Annotated in this window: 11 protein-coding genes; 2 read left to right on the top strand and 9 right to left on the bottom strand. The window is 71.6% G+C overall.

All coding sequences use genetic code 11. The annotated features are described in order from the left end of the window. The 8 genes from B9L22_RS19375 to B9L22_RS19340 all read right to left on the bottom strand — a co-directional run. On the bottom strand, positions 1-355 hold a 355-nt coding region (locus tag B9L22_RS19375; protein WP_233140254.1), incomplete at its 3' end, for a PfkB family carbohydrate kinase. Between the two features lie 3 nt (positions 356-358). Beyond that, a complete protein-coding gene (locus tag B9L22_RS19370) occupies positions 359-1,924 on the bottom strand; it encodes a glycoside hydrolase family 32 protein (RefSeq protein WP_086151568.1) in 1,566 nt (521 codons plus the stop codon). A 93-nt stretch (positions 1,925-2,017) separates the two neighbouring features. Next, a complete protein-coding gene (locus B9L22_RS19365; protein WP_086151567.1) occupies positions 2,018-3,463 on the bottom strand; it encodes a glycoside hydrolase family 32 protein in 1,446 nt (481 codons plus the stop codon). A gap of 21 nt (positions 3,464-3,484) precedes the next feature. Then, positions 3,485-4,504, bottom strand: a complete 1,020-nt coding sequence (locus B9L22_RS19360) for a LacI family DNA-binding transcriptional regulator (protein ID WP_086151566.1) — start codon at positions 4,502-4,504, stop codon at positions 3,485-3,487. Further along, positions 4,501-5,415, bottom strand: a complete 915-nt coding sequence (locus B9L22_RS19355) for a carbohydrate ABC transporter permease (RefSeq protein ID WP_228484995.1) — start codon at positions 5,413-5,415, stop codon at positions 4,501-4,503. Before B9L22_RS19355 ends, B9L22_RS19360 begins: the two co-directional genes overlap by 4 nt. Continuing rightward, the gene (locus B9L22_RS19350; protein ID WP_086151565.1) at positions 5,412-6,293 is read right to left on the bottom strand and encodes a carbohydrate ABC transporter permease; all 882 of its coding nucleotides are present in this window, start codon (positions 6,291-6,293) and stop codon (positions 5,412-5,414) included. The genes B9L22_RS19355 and B9L22_RS19350 overlap by 4 nt, the downstream gene beginning before the upstream one ends. Positions 6,294-6,366: 73 nt before the next feature. Further along, on the bottom strand, positions 6,367-7,704 hold the full coding sequence (locus tag B9L22_RS19345) for an ABC transporter substrate-binding protein (RefSeq protein WP_086151564.1): 1,338 nt from the start codon (positions 7,702-7,704) through the stop codon (positions 6,367-6,369). A 65-nt stretch (positions 7,705-7,769) separates the two neighbouring features. Further along, positions 7,770-9,260, bottom strand: coding sequence for a GH32 C-terminal domain-containing protein (locus B9L22_RS19340; RefSeq protein ID WP_086151563.1), 1,491 nt, complete (start codon positions 9,258-9,260; stop codon positions 7,770-7,772). Positions 9,261-9,739: 479 nt separating this feature from the next. On the opposite strand from B9L22_RS19340, the gene B9L22_RS19335 reads away from it, so the two are divergent. After that, complete coding sequence (locus tag B9L22_RS19335) at positions 9,740-10,342, top strand: DUF6308 family protein (protein ID WP_143317399.1); 603 nt, start codon at positions 9,740-9,742, stop codon at positions 10,340-10,342. A gap of 1,012 nt (positions 10,343-11,354) precedes the next feature. Here the strand turns inward: B9L22_RS19335 and B9L22_RS19330 are convergent. Next, on the bottom strand, positions 11,355-11,630 hold the full coding sequence (locus tag B9L22_RS19330) for a ribbon-helix-helix domain-containing protein (protein ID WP_086151561.1): 276 nt from the start codon (positions 11,628-11,630) through the stop codon (positions 11,355-11,357). A gap of 221 nt (positions 11,631-11,851) precedes the next feature. Between B9L22_RS19330 and B9L22_RS19325 the strand changes: the two genes are divergently transcribed. Beyond that, positions 11,852-18,253 carry a DUF11 domain-containing protein gene (locus B9L22_RS19325; protein ID WP_086151560.1) on the top strand — a complete coding sequence of 2,134 codons (6,402 nt, stop codon included), beginning with the start codon at positions 11,852-11,854 and terminating at the stop codon, positions 18,251-18,253. Positions 18,254-18,285: the final 32 nt, after the last annotated feature.

The following is an 18,285-nucleotide window of genomic DNA, read 5'->3' as shown; positions in this document are numbered from 1 at the left end:
GCCACTCCAGGTCGAACTCGTACGTGGCCGCGCCGTACGCGTCGAGGTGCGCGGTGGCGACGCTCGTCGTGGGGGCGTCGGTGCTGCCGGGCGTGAGGGTCACGGCGGAGTCGTCGAGCCACGCCCGCACCGCCTCGCCGTGCGCGTCGTGCCCGAGCCACGTGGCGAGCCGGGCGTCCCGCCCGAGCCGGCCGAGCGTGAGCGCGACGTTCGCGAGGCTGCCCCCGGGGTGCTCGGCGACGCTGCCCTCCGCGCGGTGCACGACGTCGACGAGCGCCTCACCGACGACGAGGACGTGTCGATTGTTCGGCGTCGTCTCGCCAGGTCTGTGTTCAGTGGGCGTCGTGGCGTGCATCGTCTAGATCACCTGGCCGAACTCGCGGATGACGATGCCGGTGAACTGCGCGGGGCCGCCGTCGGTGTAGAGCGAGATGCCTGTGTCGGTCTCGGCGAAGTGGACCTGCTGGGAGAGCACGGTGTGGCCGGCGTTGACGAAGACCTCGACGCTCTGGGTGTCGACGAGGATGCGCAGGTGCACGGATCGGGCGCCGGGGTCGATGGGGGCGGCGGCCCGGGAGTAGGACGCGAGCGAGTACCCGGCGAGGTCGGAGGGGCCTCGGTCGACGTACAGGTCTGCTCCGTACTTGCCGATGTTCGTGTGCCGGGCTCCGTCGGGGGAGCGGCCCACGGAGATGCCGACGTTCGTCGCGGTGTCCCAGGCGATGTCGAGCTCGATCTCGTATGCGCGTCCGTTCCATGGCAGGACGGCGCTGCCGTCGACGGTCCGGTCGGGGAGTGTGGTGGTGGCGGTGACGTAGTTCGCCAGCGCTGCCACGGGTGTGCTCAGGAGGGTGTACCAGCCGCCGGGCTGCCGGGCGAGCCGCAGCTCGCGGACGATCGAGTTCTGCCCGTTGTAGCCGTCGGTGGCGTCGGTGGGGACGTCGCGTGCGGCGTACTTCCAGTTGTTCATCCACGCGATGGCGAGGCGCTTCGTCTCGGGCGCGTCGATCGATGGCCAGGTGACGGCCGCGTACCAGTCCCAGCCCCAGTCGAGCCATTGCGGGGTGAGGTCGTCGGCGTGGAACTGCTCGCCGTCCCAGGTGCCTGTCCAGTAGGCGTACGTCATGGGGAGGCCGATGCCGTAGGCGTCCATGCTGGCGGCGAGCACCCAGTGGCGTGTCCCGTCGTCTGCGGTGATCTCGAACAGGTCGGGGCACTCGATGCCGCCGAGGGCATGGTTCGGGTAGTCGAAGTTGCGGCGAAGCGTCCAGTCGCGCAGGTTCGGCGAGGTGTAGAACGCGGCGTACCGCAGTCGTCCGATGACGCAGACCCATTCCCCGCGGGCGGTGTCCCAGTGGATCTTGGGGTCGCGGCACCACTCGGCGTTCTCGATCTCGGCGGGGGTCGTCGCGGTGCGGCCATCGGTGTTGACGATGACGGGGTCGGGCAGGGCGGTGAACGTGAACCCGCCGTCGGTCGACCAGTACAGGTACTGCTCCTGGTACTTGCGGATGCCGTCGGTCGGTTGCGTCGCGAGTGCGACGACCGCGCCGGCGCCGAAGCCTGCCGTGTTCTCGGTGTCGACGACGGCTGACCCGGACCAGACGGGGAAGTCAGGCTGGAGCGGCATCACGGTGCCGTGGTGGGTGAAGGCGACACCGTCGGTCGTGGTCGCGTGGTCCCAGCCGCCGGGGCCGTTGTTCTGGTCGGAGTGCAGGTAGTACAGCTGGTAGGCGCCGTGCGTGGTGACCGGGCGTTGCGGGTCGCAGAGCCAGCCGCTGGGCGGAGTCATGTGGTAGACGGCGCGGAGCGAGCCCGGAGCGGATGCGCGGGCTGCGGGCGGCACAGCGCCTCCGAAGATCAGAGCGAGCGCTCCGGCGCCTGCTCCCTGGAGCACGGTGCGACGTGAGACGGACGGCGTCATTGCTGGTTCCTCTCGTGGACGGGTGGGCGCGACGAAGCGTCCACCCTGGTTCGGGCAGCGGTAGAAGGAGAGCTGTCGGGGTGGGAGCGCTGGTCAGTCGAGCACGGCGGCCGGGACCAGAGCGTCGAGTCCGGTAGGCATTTCGATGTCCACTGCGGTGACGTGCACGGTTCCTGGTCGTGCTGTCTTGATGCTCGCGGTGACACCCGTAGCGCCGAGGACGACCAGGTTCGACGCGGTCGCTTCGCCGGCGTTGACGAAGACCTCGAGGAGGGGCCCGTCGAGGCTGAGGAGCAGTCGCGCCGGGCGGTCCGCGGGTAGCGGCAGCGTGCTCGTCGACGGGAAGTCGCGGTGCACGGCCTGAGCAGCGGGACCTCCGCGGGTGACGTGGAGAGTTCCGGTGCGGGGATGGTGCGAGAGGTCGACGAAGGAGTCCGCCTCTCCGCGCAGCCGCAAGTCGAGCGAGCCGGTGGTCGAGGGGTCCCAGTGGATCTCGATCAGCGAGTGCCCGGAGAGCGTGAGCAGGGCGGGGACGTCCCCGACGGCGACCGTGGCCGGCGATGCGTGCTCGAGGAGCTTTCGGATGAAGGTCGGTGGTGATTGGACGAGGGTGGGCCGCCCCTGCATGGTGCGTAGCGCCAGGACACGCGGCAACGACATCGCCCCGCGCCACGGTGTCGAGGGGAACGCGTGCGCGTAGCGCCAGTTGCTCATCCATCCGATCGTCACGGCCTCTCCGCCCGGGGCGTCGTCGAACGTGACGGCCGCGTAGTAGTCGCGCCCGTGGTCGAGGCGGCGGAGTTCGGGGGAGTCCGGGTGGAACGCGGTGCCGTCGAAGTGCCCGACGACGTAGTACATCGATGAGCCGGTGGGATCGGGGTTGTCGACGACCGGGTTGGTGCTGAGCAGCAAGACCCACCTGGGATTGTCGGCGTCGCCGTCCAGGGGCAGCCTGACCAGGTCGGGGCACTCCCAGACGACACCGGTCGTCCCCAGGGGACCGAAGGTGCTCAGGTGCTCCCAGGACAGCAGGTCCTCTGAGGTGTAGAGCAGGACCTGTCGGTTGTCTGCCTCGACGGTGAGCATGACCCAGCAGGGGTCGCGGCCGTCGTCGTAGCGGATCACCTTGGGGTCGCGGAACGCGGTGGTGCCCCGGTCGAGGACCGGGTTGGAGGGGTCGGTCTCCCATGTGAAGCCGCCGTCGTGGCTGGTCGCACGCGACTGCGCTTGGCGTCCGTCGTCGTAGGCGCTGGTGTAGTACGCGGTGAGCACGTCGCCGCCGGCACGCGACGCCACGACGGAGCCGGAGAAGATCTGCTCGCCGGTGCGGTGCGGGAGCGCGACGGGGTGCTCGGTCCAGTGCTCGAGGTCGGGGCTCGTGGCGTGGCCCCAGCTCATGTTGCCCCAGTCAGAACCCTCCGGGTTGTGCTGGTAGTACAGATGCCAGAGGCCTTCGTGGTGCACGAGCCCGTTGGGGTCGTTCATCCAGTTTCGCCTGGGGGTGAAGTGGAATCGGGGGCGGGGGACTTCGGTGCTCATCGGCGACACGGGATGGACTCCTCAGACCGAGTGCCGGCGTACGGGCGGGCAGGAGATGAGACGGGGCTTGTCGTCCGGAGCGGGGTCGACGCCGAGGAGTATGCGCACGCCTGCGGCGCCGAGCTCATAGTGCGGCAGCGCCACGGTGGACAGGGTCGGGCGCAGGTGGGCGGCGATGACGTCCTGGTTGTCAAAGCCCATCACGGCGACATCGTCAGGGATGCGCAGCCCGCGCTCGCGCAGGCCGTCGTACAGGCCCATCGCGACGCGGTCGTTGTGGCAGAACACGGCGGTCGCACCGGAGGCGACGACGTGCGACGCCCCGGCGTAGCCGCCCTCCTGCTCGGGCGCCACGGACACGACGAGCCCGGGGTCGAACCCGACGCCTGCTGCCTCGAGCGCGGCGCGGTAGCCGGCCAGACGACCGGACTGCGCAGGGGATGGGGTGGTGGTGTTGAGGAAGGCGATACGCCGGTGACCGGCGGCGAGGAGCTCCTCGGTGGCGGTCCGCCCGCCCTGCTCCTCGTCGGGGACCACGGCAGGCAGCCCGCTGCCGTCGGCGTAGCAGTCGACCAGGATCGTGTCGGTCTGGTGCAGCGGCTCGGGGACGACGATCTCGCGGTGGTACCAGGTGGAGTAGAGGATCCCGCGGACCTGATGCTCGAGCATCATCGCGATGGCGTCGTTCTCTGCCGCCACGTTCCCGTCGGTGTTGGCGACGAGCAGGACGTAGCCGTGCTTCCACGCCTCGTCCTGTGCACCGTGGATGATCTGCCCGGCGAACGGGGTGGTGGCGATCTCGTCGGCGACGAGCCCGATAAAGGGTGAGGTGCCCCGCGAGAGGGTTTTCGCCAGGGCGTTGGGGCGGTAGCCGAGCTGCTCGACGGCCTCCTGCACCCGTCGCCGGGCGTCCTTGCCGATGCGCGCACCGGGCTTGTCGTTCACGACGTGCGAGACCGTGGCGACCGAGACGCCCGCGAGCTTCGCGACGTCGCGCATCGTGACGGTCGCTCCGTGCTTGCCGTTGCCTGTCGTGCTCATCCCTTGGTCGCCCCGCTCTCGAGTCCGTTGATCATCGCCTTGTTCAGGACGAGGAATACCAGCAGCAACGGCGTCACGGTGACGCACACGGCCGCGAAGGTAGCCGTCCAGTCGGTGTTCCCCATGGCGCCGATGTAGTTCTGCAGGCCGAGGGGGATCGTCTTGAGCCCGTCGGACAGGACGAACGTGTTGGCGAAGATGAAGTCGTTCCAAATGAAGATGCTGTTCACGAGGACCACCGTGATGATGGTGTTCACCGACAGCGGGGTCGTGATGCGGGCAAAGATCCGGTACGGGCCCGCGCCGTCGAGTGACGCCGCTTCGTACATCTCTCGGGGAATGTACTCGTAGAACGAGGAGAACAGGTAGATCGCCATCGGCAGCGAGAACGCCGCGAGCGGGATGATCATCGAGGCGTACGTGTCGAGCAGCCCCACCTGCGCGTAGTCGACGAAGAGCGGGACGAGCGCGATCTGGACGGGCACGATGATGCCCAGCAGGAACAGGGCACGCACGAGCCCGCTGAACCGGAAGCCGAGCACCTGCAGGGCGAAGGCACCCATCATCCCGGCGATGACGATGAGCGCGCTCGCACCGAGGGTCACGACGAAGCTGTTGACGATGTTCATCCACAGGTTGCCGGTCGCGAACGCCCGCGCGTAGTTGTCGAGCGTGAGCTCGCCGGGGATCGCGAACGGGTTCCCGCCGGCAAAGTCTGCCGCGGTACGGAAGCTCGTGAGGAACAGCCAGGCGAGCGGGTAGACCTGGACGACGACGATCGCGACGATCGTGACGGTCAGCAGGGTGCGCTGGACGCGGAGCCGGGAGGAGCGCGATGAGTGCGCTCGGGCCGGCGGGCGCGGGGGGCGCGAGGTGTCGCCCGTGGATCGGGCCAGGACGGGCGTGGTCACGAGGCGTCCCTTCGACGGAGCAGGAGGAAGATGAGGCCGACCGCGACCAGGCACTCGACCACGATGAACACGGAGATCGCACTGGCGTAGCCGTAGTCGGTGTGCACGAACGCGGTCTTGTACATGTAGGTGGTCAGCAGCTCGGAGGCCTGGCCGGGGCCGCCGTTGGTCAGCAGGTACGGGATGTCGAACCCGCGCAGGGCGAAGGTCGTCGCCATGATCGTCGTCGTGATCCAGACGGGGCGGATGTAGGGGAAGCGGATCCGCCAGAACACCTGCCACCACGATGCGCCGTCGAGGCGTGCAGCCTCCTCGAGCTCGCGGGGCACGGCGATAAGCGCCGCGTAGACGATGAGCATGTACAGGCCGGTGAACCGCCACCCCTCAGGAATGGACACCGCGGCGAGCACGGTGTCCACGTTCGACAGCCACGCGGTCTGCAGGCTCTCCAGCCCCACCCATCCCAGGATCTGGTTGAGCAGGCCGACGGGCTCGAGGGAGTAGATGCGCTGGAACAGGAACGCGATCGCGACGGTCGAGATGACGGCCGGCAGCAGGTAGAGGGTCTTGACGAGCTCGCGTGCGCGAGGGAGCGCTGTCAGGAGCCCCGCGACGGCTAGCGCGCCGCCGAGCTGGAGCACCAGGCAGATAGCGAGGTAGCCGAGAGCGTTGCCGAACGCGGTCCAGAAGACGTCGTCGCGCGTGAACATCTTGATGTAGTTGTCCAGGCCGACGAAGTCCATGTCGCTGATCCCGTCCCACCGGAACAGGCTCAAGAACAGGGACTGCACGATCGGGAGCAGCACCGCCACGCCGTACAGGACGAGCGGTGGCACCAGGAAGACGAGGACTGCGATCCGCGACCGGCGCGGAAGCATCGACGACCTCAGGGGCGTGCGCCGTGTCTGCGGTCGACGTCGCGGTGGCGCCGCGACGTCGACGGTGGCGGTGTCAGCCATCGGTGTTCTCCCGCAGCGTCGCGTCCATGGTCGTCACGAACTCCTCCGGCGTGATGTCGCCCTGGACCAGCAGCGTCAGCTCCTGCTGGAGCCGGGTGTTGGTGGCCGGGTCGAGCTGGGTGTCCCAGGGCATCGCGATCTTCGGTCCGACCGTGTCCGCCTGCTCGACCGCGCGGGAGTACAGCGGGGTCGCGTCGGCGGGGATCGTGGTCTGCGCGGTCGTCGTGGGAGACAGTGCGCCCGTCGCCGCGTAGATCTCGGGGTACCGCTCGAGCGCGAACTTCAGGAAGTCCCGGACCAGCGGGTCGTACGTCTGGGCGTTGACGGCCATGCCGATCCCAGAAGGCGTGACGTACTCGTCGTCCGTGGTGACGGCACCGTCGATCGTGGGGAGGGTGAAGTAGTCCACGTCGTCGCGCACCCCCGGGTCGAGCGCTTCCGTGGCGAGATTGCCCAGCTCCCAGGTGCCGATGTTGTAGACGGCGGCCTTCCCCGAGGTGAACAGCGCCTGAGCGTCGGCGTAGCCGGTGGAGGAGAAGCCCTCCTGGAAGCACCCGGCCTCCCCGAGCGCGGACAGCCACTCGGCGGCGGCGACGCCGGCGGGGTCGGCAAACGCCGCGTCACCGTTCTTGAGGTCCTGGACGTACTCGGGCCCAGCCATGCGGAACGGGTAGTAGGCCATGTACCGCTCGAGAGGCCACTGGTCCTGCCCGTTGAGCGCGATCGGTGTGATGCCCTGGGCGCGCAGGTCCCGGCACAGCTGCGGGAAGTCGTCGAGCGTCGCGGGGACCGTGACTCCAGCCTCGTCGAACAGCGCGGTGTTGTACCAGAAGAACTCGAGCTGGAACTCGAACGGCACCATGTACAGCGAACCGTCGTCGAAACGCTGGTAGCCCAGCGCCGCTTCGCGGTAGTCCTCGGCGAGGCCGAGGTCGTCGAGCAGTACGTCGACGTCGATCATCCGGTCCTGGCTCGCGAGTTTCTGCGCGAAGGGCGTGGCGTCGGTGTCGAAGAGCTCGGGGAGCTTGTTCGCGGCCGCGAGGGTCTCGTACTTCTGGATGTACGACGGCCGGTCGGGAGTGGTGATGAGGTTCAACGAGAAGCCGGGGTGCTCGGCCGCGTACTCGTCCGCGATCTGCTCCATCGCGGTGATGACGCCGCCGTCGGCGGGCCGCGAGAGGAGCCAGGAGATCTCGCGGGGATCGATTTCGCCCTCGGGGTTGACGTCGGTGGGGTCGGAGCCGCCGGCCCCACCCGCGCACCCGGTGAGCGCGAGGGCGGTGGTCACGGCGGCGGCGAGGAGTGCTGCGTTGCGCTTCCTGAGAGCCATGGTGGAAATCTCCGTTGATCGGTGGGTGTGCGGTGAACTGGATTGGGGGCGGGTCAGGGATCGGGCTACGTCGCCGTGGCGAGCACGCCGTCGCCGAGGTCGGTGGCGTCGTCGAGCTCTCGTGCCGGGCGGCGGCTGGCCGGGGTGGCGAGCGCGAGGCGGGTCAGCGTGGCGGTGCCCTCCCCGACGAACGCTCCGACGCGGCCGTGTGCCCGGTCGTACAGGCGCGTGCTCAGCACGGTCGCGTCATCGACGGTGGCGACGCACAGGTCGCCGTCCACGATCACCTCGAGCTCGTGCTCACCCGGTTCGATCGTGCACGGGCGCTCGAGCTCGACGGCGAACGGGACGTCCCCGGAGATCTGCCACTGCTCGGTGCCGGTCTGCTGGCGGGGCCACCGGTCCAGGACGAGGCGTTGGCGGTGCGGTTCGAGGCGCAGCACGTACCCCTCGTCGCCGTCGACGCTCGCGCGCAGCAGCAGACCGAGCTCACGGGTTCCCGCGCCGACGTCGAATCGGGCGGTGAGCCGGAACGCGTTCGGTGCGTCCTCGGGGGAGAGCACGCTCGCGTGCCCGTCGGGAGCGGTGAGCATCGTCCCGGCGGCGACGACCTCGACCGGATCGACGTATGTGTCGCGCTGCTCCTGTGTGGGATGGAAGGTGAGGGTGCCGTCGCCCCGCTGCTCAGCCTCGAGCACCGACATCGTGCCGGCCCACTGCCACGCTCCGTCGTCGGTCCCGCCCTCGCGAGAGGCGATCCAGCCGAAGAAGAACCGACGTCCGTCGCGTTCCGCGGACTTGGCGGCGTAGTACGCGCGCCCGTCGAGCGTGTCGTGCTCGGGCACGAGCCACGGGCCGTCCAGGCTGCGGGCCATCCGGTAGCGCGTGGTGAAGGCGTCGCTGAACTCGGAGTAGACGAGGTACCACCACTCACCCCACTGGAACACCTCGGGGCACTCGTGAGCGATGTATCGGCGCGGATCCCAGAACGGCGCGGCAGCCTCCCAGGTGGTGAGGTCGCGCGAGACGCACTGGGCGATGACGCCTCGCCGACGCTCCGGCCCGTGGTCATGACGGGCGGTGATCAGCATGCGCCATAGCTCGGCCTCGGCGTCCCAGAGCACGAACGGGTCGCGCCAGTCCCCAGTCTCGTACCCGGGCGTCGCGCCGAACGTCTCCTCGGGGCGGCCCTGCCAGGACTGCATGCCGTCGTGGCTCGTCGCGTGCATGACCACCTGGAGCGGTCGCCCGTCCGCGCCCATGTGGGCCGGGTTCTGCCCGGTGTAGAACGCGTGGTGGATTCCCTCACGGTCCAGGACGATGCTGCCCGTGTAGACGTTGAAGTCTGGTGCGGACGGTCCGCCCGAGGCGAGCGCCTCTCCGGCGTCGTGGAAGTCGACCAGGTTTTCGGTGGTGACCCGGTGCCACGGCATGCCGCTCTTCGGTGTGCGGCGCGTCTCGTGCAGGTAGAAGAGGTGGAAGACACCGTCCTCCTGCCAGGGGATGACGTCCCCCACCCAGGCGCCGTTCGGCTGGTAGAACCCTCGCTGGTCCATTGCTACCCATCGTCGTGGTTAAGCGGTTGCGCACACCGTAGCGGGCGTTTCTCGCGTTGGTCAACCGTTTGATCATCGTTCTTCGCAGACCGTGTCGCTCGTGGCCCCGTTGATGCCGCCTAGCCCACGGAGCCGTAGATGCGTCCACGCGACGTACGCGTGCCCCGGTCCGTCTCTGGATCACAGGTACGCCGACGACCGGATCGAGCGAGGCGAAGTATGGGAGCCGGACCAAGAGAATGAGAGTCGTGCTCACACCTTCGCGGGCTCCCCTGGCCGGAGCTCCGCCTCATACGACGTGCTGGGAGTGTTCTCTCGGACCGACGTTCTGGTCAGCGAACCGGGCCACAACCCGTCGGGTGAGCAACAGAGGGACTGGTCACGCCCGGCACAGGCTTCGCGGTTCGAACGCGACCTGGTGTGAGAGCGTGTGCGGCGTGCAGCTGTCATTGGCGTTGGCCCGGACTGTCATTGCAGACGTGTTCGCCGAGCTGTCCGAGTATGGGCGGCGACACCACGCCACGATCGCAAGGTATGACCTGGGCGGGGTCGGTGACCCACGGACGTTGACGGGCCAGGGGGTGGCCAGGACGCGGATCATCGCGAGCCGCATCTCAAACAGCCAGAGCGCTTGGTTCGTGGAGCGCGCCCGCACGGCCCCGTGGGGTGATGTGCCGACCGGTGCGAGCCTGGTCAACGCCGATCCGGATGAACGCGACGGACTGTACGACGCGGCTGTCGCCCTCCACGAGCACTTCCGTACCGTGGCTCCGGCGGGCGTTGCGGTCGCCAAGCTCCACAAGGTGCTGCACCTCAAACGGCCCGGGTTGTTCCCTATCCTCGACTCTCGTCTTCTAGCCACATACGCCACCGCGGCGTCCCTTGCGGCCAGCCAACACCCGACCTGTGGTGCGCGTCGCCTCTGCTGGGCGTCGATCCGTGAAGACCTCACCGACAAGCAGAACGCGGACGCGCTTGCTGACGCCCGTGCACGGTTGGCCGCCGATGGCGACCCCAAGGTGGCGGCGATGGCGCGGTTGACGGACCTGCGTCTGCTCGACGCGGTCGCCTGGCGGAGCTGACGGGCGCCGACCCTGCCGGCCCACCACTTCGTAGGGACTGCTGGACAACTGGGGCACCAGCACCTACCAAACCGGAGGAGGGCAGCGGGGCCGCCACCCGAACGTACGAACTCGGGAGTTCCCTCGACGGGAGACTGTGCATGATGCAGCGGGCGTTCGAGAATCAGTCCGCACGCTGTCCCAGTCCGCCGGGAAAGTCCAGACCGCGGCCGAGACCCTGCGTCAGCATCGAGAACGCGCCGCGGTTGCGGCACGAGAGGCCGCCGCGCAGTCGTCCCGTGGGGACTCAGAAATGCCCGACCGGCCCGCGATTCCAGACGTGCCTCACAACCGCTTGCGGCAGCCGACCTTCAAGACCACGATCGCTGTCGGGACGGGCAGGGCGACATCCGAACTCACAGCGGTTTCCGCCGACTCGTCCGGTGCACAGTGGTGAGTGGTAGTCCAGGACAGCACTTCCCGCGTGAAGGGGGGCGAGCGAGATCGAGGGCCAACAGCCGCCGACCAGCCACGTCGACGTCGCTGAGCGCATCGCGGGAGACGTCGCGCAGGCTCACGAGCGCTTCTTGGACGGTGCGCCGTGCCAGCCGTCCCACGGCGCTGCCACGCTCGAACTGGCTGGGAAAGGCACCGCGCAGTAGAAAGGCCCACGGGCCGCGGTCAGGGAGTGTGTCACCACCGTGGTGCGGGTCGTGCGGGCAACCGGCCATGCACGCCCGCGGGTGAGCGTGCGCAGTCATATCGTCAAGGCGGACTTTGCGGTGACGCCCAGCGTGCAACACGGGCCGAGCCGCGATGGACGGTACGACGGTGAGAGAGTCCGCCCCGTCTTTTGGAGGCAGGCTCTTCCCGGCGTACAGACCGACTCGTCCGCATCGCACCTCCCGACCTGCGGCTCCACGGGACCGCGCTGCATCGGCCCGCGTGAGGACCGCACGACATCCTGCGGTCGTTGGCGGGTCGTGCTGGAGCCGGTCCCGGCACTGTGGGCGGGCCTTCGTCGCGTGGATGCTCACGCCCCGTAGGCCCAGGCGCGGACGGCGGCGCGGATCGCCTCCGACTCTGTCGACAGACCTTCTTGCGCGGCGCGCTCCCGGAGCGCGGTCAGGGTCTGCTCGTCGAGGCGGACCGTGACGGGCTTGCCCGGGCCGTGGCCGGCCGCGAGGCGGACACGCCGACGCACGGGGAGGGCGGGCAGGTCGTATCCAGCCTCGGCCTCGTCGGCCCAGGCCGAGATCTGCGCGTCGGGGACTGGTGTTCCGCGGACGGTGCGCTGCTCCTGGTCCATCGGAACAACGTAGACGTCAAGGCGGGTCGGGGTCGCTCCTCCGCGGGGCGGTGGCGTTCCGGTCGTCGGCGCTCGACGCTCGATCCGCTGGACGAAGGACCGACGTGCGGCCCACCGCACCCGCCTCCCGCCCTTCCGCTGACGCGCCCCGCCGTGCGGGGCGTCGCGACCGTGCGTAACGTCGCGCGTGGACCCACGACTCCCCTCGAGCGGAGAACGAGATGGGACGACGCACAGCCGCGCCGGACCGCCGTCGGTCGATCGTCGCGACGGCTCTGCTGTGGTGCCTGGTGGTGGCCCTCCTGGTGGTCCCGTCCGCGCCGAGCGCGTCGGCCGCGCCCACGGTGCCGTTCACGGCGAAGTTCGCGACGAACGCGAACGGTGCCGTCGTCACGGTCGGGAACAACCTGCTGACGTGCGCGCCGTCGGCGTCGTGCACGCGCGCCCGGGCGGGCGCCGCCGCCGACAACAACGGGTTCGCGATGGTCGAGCTCGACGCGGACGCGGACGCGTCGACGAGCAGCTCGTCGATGTCGCGGCTCGACCTCCCGGCCGGGTCGACCGTGCTGTGGGCCGGCCTGTACTGGGGCGCGCGGCTCCAGGCGGGCGCGGGCGGCCAGGGCGGCTCAGCCGCGCAGGCCGACCAGATGCGGCTGCGGACGCCCGGCGCCGCGTCGTACCGGACGGTCGCGGCGAGCACCGCCGCGCGCGACCAGTTCGGCCCGAACCCCAGCAGCTACAACGCCTACCAGCGCTTCGCGGACGTCACGACGATCGTGCAGCAGGCGGGCGGCGGGGAGTACTGGGGCGCGGACGTGGAGGCGGCCACGGGCCAGGACCGCTACGCCGGCTGGGCCCTCACGGTCGTGTACGCGGCGCCGGGCCTGCCGCTGCGCAACCTCACGGTCTTCGAGGGGTTCAACGCCGTCGGCTCGGGCAGCCCGCAGGACGTCACGGTGTCGGGGTTCCTCGCCCCGGAGGCGGGGACGGTCGACGCCCAGCTGACGGTGGTGGCCTACGAGGGCGACCTCGCCCAGACCGGCGACTACACGCGGCTGGGCAGCACGCAGCTCGCCACCGCGCTCTCCCCGGGCTCGAACTTCTTCGACAGCGCCAACGGGGCGAACGGCCAGTCGGTGCAGACCCGTACCCCGGCCGACCGCAACATGCTGGGCTTCGACATCAAGAACCTCGGGGCGTCCGGGGCCATCCCCAACGGGGCGACGAGCGCCCGCTTCACGTTCTCCAGCAACGGCGACGTCTACTACCCGGGCGTCCTCGGGATGGCGATCAACCTCTACGCGCCGGAGTTCACGGCGTCGTCCAAGACCGTGACGAACCTCGCGGGCAACGACCCGGCCCGCCCGGGCGACACCCTCCAGTACACGCTCAACTACGCCAACACCGGGCAGGACCCGGCGGTCGAGGTGGTGTCCGAGGACGTCCTGCCTCCGGGCACGACGTTCGTGCCGGGCTCGCTCGCCCTCGTCCCCTTCCCGGGTGCCACGCCCGTGCCGCTCACGGCGGGAGCGGGCGACGACGTCGGCGAGGTGGACGGGCGCACCGTCCGGGTCCGCCTGGGCGCGGGCGCCTCGGCGACCGCGGGCGGGACCATGGCGTGCTCGGGCGCCGGCTGCACCGACGACGGCACCTCCCGGTCGGCGTACACGTTCCAGGTCACGCTCGACGACGCGGCGGGCGGCACGACGGTCACGAACCTCGCCGACCTCGACTACCGGACGGCGACCACGGGCATCGCGGCGACGTACACGACCAACCCGGCGAGCACGGTGGTCACGACGCGGGCCGACGTGGCGGTGACCAAGGACGTCGCGCCCGACCCGGCGACGGCGGGCGGCGAGGTCGTCAGCACGGTCACCGTCTCCAACGCCGGGCCCAACCCGGCCCTGACCACGGAGCTGCGCGACCCCGCGCCGTCGGGCACGACCGTCGAGAGCGTCGACGCGCCGCCCGGGGTGTCCTGCACGCTGGAGGTGGTGTGCGCGGTCGGGCGGCTCGAGCCGGGCGCCTCGGTCGTCGTCGTGGTCCGCGGGCGCATCCCGGCGGGCAGCGCCCAGCAGAGCGTGACGAACGTCGCGAGCGTGAGCACGGAGTCGTTCGACCCCGACCTCACGAACAACACCGCGGCGGACACCGCGCCGCTCGTCCGGGCGGCCGACCTCGCGGTGACCAAGACCGCGACGCCCGCGACGGCGGCACCGGGGACCACCGTCACGTCGACGCTCTCGGTGACGAACCAGGGGCCGTCCGACGCGCAGGACGTCGTCCTGGCCGACGCCGTCGACGACCCGGGCCAGCTCACCCTGACCGGCGTGACGGGGACGACCGGGGGAGCGGTGTGCGCTCCCGTGCAGGCGTCGGGCGTGCGGTGCGCCGTCGCCGCCCTGCCCGCGGGCGCGACGGCGACGGTGACGGTCACGGGCGTGCTCGCGGCCACGCTCGACGGCGGGGTCGTCGTCGGGAACTCGGCGACCGCGACGGCGGCCACCGCCGACCCGGACGCGAGCGACAACCGCGCGACGGCGCAGGTGACCACGAGCGCGCCGCAGGCGGACGTGCGGCTCGGCAAGTCCGGCCCGACGGGCGTGGTGGCGGGGTCGACGATCACCTACGCCGTCGTCGCGAACAACTGGGGGCCGTCGGGCGCTCGCGGCACGGTCGTGACCGACGCGGCCCCGGCCGGCGTCACCGTGACGTCGGCCGTCACCGACCGCGGCACGTGCACCGTCCAGCAGGACACCCCAGCACCCGGGCGCCAGACCCTCTCGTGCGAGCTCGGGGACCTGCCCGCCGCGACGGGCGGCGGGACGCAGCCCGGGGCGACCGCGACGGTCACCGTCACGGGCACCGTCGACCCGGCCTTCGCGGGCGACGCGCTGACGAACACCGCGACCGTGCGGACGAGCACCGCGGACCCCGAGCCGGCGAACGACACCGCGACCGCGACGACCCCGGTGTCGCGGAGCCTCGACCTGTCCGTGTCCAAGCGGGCCAACCGGACCTCGCTGCCCGGCGCGGCGCCCCGGCCGGTGGACTACACGATCACCGTGCGCAACGCCGGGCCCTCCGCCGCGCGCGACGTCACCGTGACGGACCTCGTGCCGCTCGCCCTGCGGTTCGACGCCGTCGAGACGGACGCGGGGACGTGCGACACCTCCCAGGTCGCGACGCCGCAGCCGGGCGACCCGGACCACGGGCTCCTCACCTGCACCCTGCCCGGTCCCGTGCCCGCGGGGGCGGCCGTGAGCGTCACGGTCCGGACGACCGCCGAGGAGGTCCTCGAGGGCGGGCCGGACGTCACGGAGACGGTGACCGTGTCCGCGCCCGACGAGGGCCCGACCACGAACAACACGGCCACGTGGGTGCTGACCGGCGAGCCGTACATCGACCTCGGCATCACCAAGACGGCGCCCGCCACCGTCACGGCCGGGGGCACGGGGGTCTACACGCTCGCCGTGACCAACCACCCGCCCGACCCGGAGGAGGAGCAGCTCGTCGCGCCGGCACCGACCGTCCGCGACACGCTGCCCGACGGCGCGGTCTTCGTCGGCGCGACCATCCCCGGGTCGCCCACCGCCCCGGACTGCACGACCACCGGCGGCGTCGTCGCGTGCGTCCTGCCCGCCGACCTCGCGCCCGACGAGACGGTCGTCCTCGAGGTCGAGGTCTCCTTCGACCCGGGGCTGGCCGCGGGGACGCGGCTCGTGAACTCCGCCGAGGTGGTCAGCCAGGACACCAGCCCCGACCCGGTCGTCTCGAACAACACCGCCACGGCCGCCAGCACGGTCACGACGGAGGCGGACGTCCTCGTGACGGACGCGGCCATCACCCCGACCGACCCCGGCAGCACCGGGCCCGGGTCGCGCCGCACGGTGACGTTCACGCTGCGCAACGACGGCCCGTCCGTCGCCCGCGACGTCGTGTTCCGGCAGGCGGTCGACCTCGACGCCGCCGTGGTCGAGGAGTCGCTGCCCGCGGGCTGCTCGCTCGACAACGGCGAGCTCGTGTGCGCCGTCGGCGACCTCGCGCCCGGCCAGAGCATGCCGGTGAGCCTCGAGGCCGTCGTCGCGGGGTACGAGGAGCCGGGGACGTACGAGGGCCGCACGCGCGTCTTCACCTCGACGCCCGAGACCGACCAGGACAACAACCTCGCCGCCGCCACGACCGCCGTCACGCAGGAGCGCACCGACCTGCGGATCGCGAAGACGCCGGTGGGCACGACCCCGAACCCCGCGGACGGGCACCCGTCCTTCGTCGCGGGGCGCCCGTTCGCCTACCAGCTGACGGTGTCGTTGCCGGACGAGGCGGGCGGCGGCGTCGCCGACGCGGCGGGCGTCGTGCTCACGGACCCGATGCCCCCCGGGTTCGTCGCCACCGCCGCGAGCACGACGAACGGCACGTGCGTCGTCTCCCCGGGCCGCGTGACGTGCCGGCTCGGCACGCTCGCCGCGTGGCCCGCGGCCAGCGCCCCGGCCGTCGTGACGGTCTCCGGGTTCGTCGACGCCAGCGCGGAGGGCGAGCAGGTCACGAACGTCGCGACCGCGACGTCCACCACCCCGGACCTTCAGGGCGCACCGACGTCCGTGCAGGCCGCGGCGCCGGTCGACGTCGTCGAGCAGGCCGACCTGCGGCTCCTCAAGGTCGCCGACACCACCGTCGTCGACCCCGACGGCGTCCCCGTCGCCCCCGTCGGAGGGTCCGTCGGGTTCACGCTCACCACGGTCAACGCCGGGCCGTCCGACGTCGAGCAGGCCGTCGTCGAGGACACGCTCCCGGTCGGGCTCGCGCTCGACCCCGCGGCGTCCCCCGGCTGCACCGTCACCGGGACCGACGGGCAGCGACGCCAGCAGGTGCGCTGCACGGTCGGCGCGATCGCCGTCGGCGGGTCGGTCGCGACGCGGGTCGTGGCCACCACGGCGTCGACCGACGCGCCTCGGGAGGTCGAGAACACGGCGACCGCGTCGTCCGGGGCGACGGACCCCGAGCCGGCGGACAACACCGCGACGGCGCGGGTGCGTCTCGCGCGCGTCGCGGACGTCGCCATCACCTCGACGGTCAGCACGACGACCCCCGCCGCGGGCGGCCAGCTCACCTACACCGGCTTCACGATCAACAACGGCCCCTCGGCCGCGTGGGACGTGACCGGCGTGACCACCTTCCCGCCCGGGCTCGTTCCCGTGAGCTGGGACGTCCCGTTCAACACGTGCACCTGGAACCGCCCGCCGCCCGCCGACCCGCAGGCCGCGGCGTGGGAGGACTTCTCCTACGTGCTCTCCTGCGCGGCCACCGACCCCACGGGGCCGTTCGAGCCCGGCGTGGCCACGACGTCCGTCGTCGTCCTCCAGATCCCCGGGGACACGCCCGCGGGCGACTACCCCGCGCGCGCCGTCGTCGCGACGCCGACGCCGGAGACCACCCTGGACAACAACGAGACCGCCCAGACGGTCACCGTCCAGCACGTCTCCGACACGCGGGTCGTCAAGACCCTCGTCGAGCCGAACCCGATGCAGGCCGGGCGGCCCGCGACCTGGCGCCTGACGGTGACGAACGACGGCCCCTCCGTCGCCGAGAACGTCGTCGTGTCCGACAACGTGCCCGCCGGGATGTCGTACGTGTCGGCCGTGCGCGAGGCGGGCGGGGAGTGCCCGGCTCCGGAGCAGTACAGCACAGCGGACGGCGACACCGAGGAGATCGTGCGCTGCCCGCTCGAGACGCTCGGCGTGGGGGAGTCGGCGTCCGTGCTCGTGACGTTCGGCGTGGACGCCGGCACGACGGGCCAGGAGCTCTGCAACACCGCGCTCGTCGGCTCCGGCTCGCTCGACCCGGTCGCGGACGACAACGACGACCGGGCGTGCGGGACGGTGACCGCGCCGCCGGCGACCGACGTGTCCGTGACGCTCTCCCCGCCGTCGGCCCAGGCGAGACCGGGCGAGCGCGTGCAGCTCGACGCCGTCGTGCGCAACGGCGGCCCGGCGGGCACGACCGGCACGGTGCTCACGCTCGAGGTGCCCGGGGGCCTGACCGACGCCGACGCGGTGCTCGTCGCGAGCTTCGACGGCGCGACCGCCGAGGTGCGCTGCACGCCTGCGGCCACGGCCGCCCTCGCCGTCGCGGCGGCGACGGTCCTCACGTGCGTCGTCGGCGACCTGCCGCCCGGCGCCGCGGTGACGTACCGCCTCACGGGCACCGCCACCGGAGCGCCGGGCACGGACCTCGTCGTCACGGCGCGGGTCGCGCACGACGCACCGGACACCGTCCCGGAGAACGACGTCGCGGCCGCGGCGGTCCGCCTGCTGCTCGGAGCGACACCTCCTCCCGGTCCCGGTCCCGGCCCCGGCCCCGGCCCCGGGCCCGGCCTCCCGCCGTCGGGCCCGGGGGAGCCGCCCGTCGGTGCGGCGCCGGCCTCGCACCCGGCCGCCCCGGGGCCGTCCGCGGGGCCCTCGTACGCCCTCGCCGTGACGGGCGCCACGACCGCCGGCCTGGCGGCGCTCGCCGCCCTCCTGCTCGGCCTCGGGACGCTGCTCGTGCGCGGGCACGCGAGGGCCGCGCGCGGCCCGGGCGGGCTCGGGCCGCGGCGGCCGCGAGGCGGCGGGACGGCGTGAGCGCCGCGGTGCGGCGTTAGGCTGTCGTGCCG

The organism is Cellulosimicrobium sp. KWT-B, from assembly GCF_002127155.1.
Classification (GTDB): Bacteria; Actinomycetota; Actinomycetes; order Actinomycetales; family Cellulomonadaceae; genus Cellulosimicrobium; species Cellulosimicrobium funkei.
Note: the sequence above shows the minus strand (reverse complement) of the source record. Positions and strands in the feature narration are given on the sequence as shown.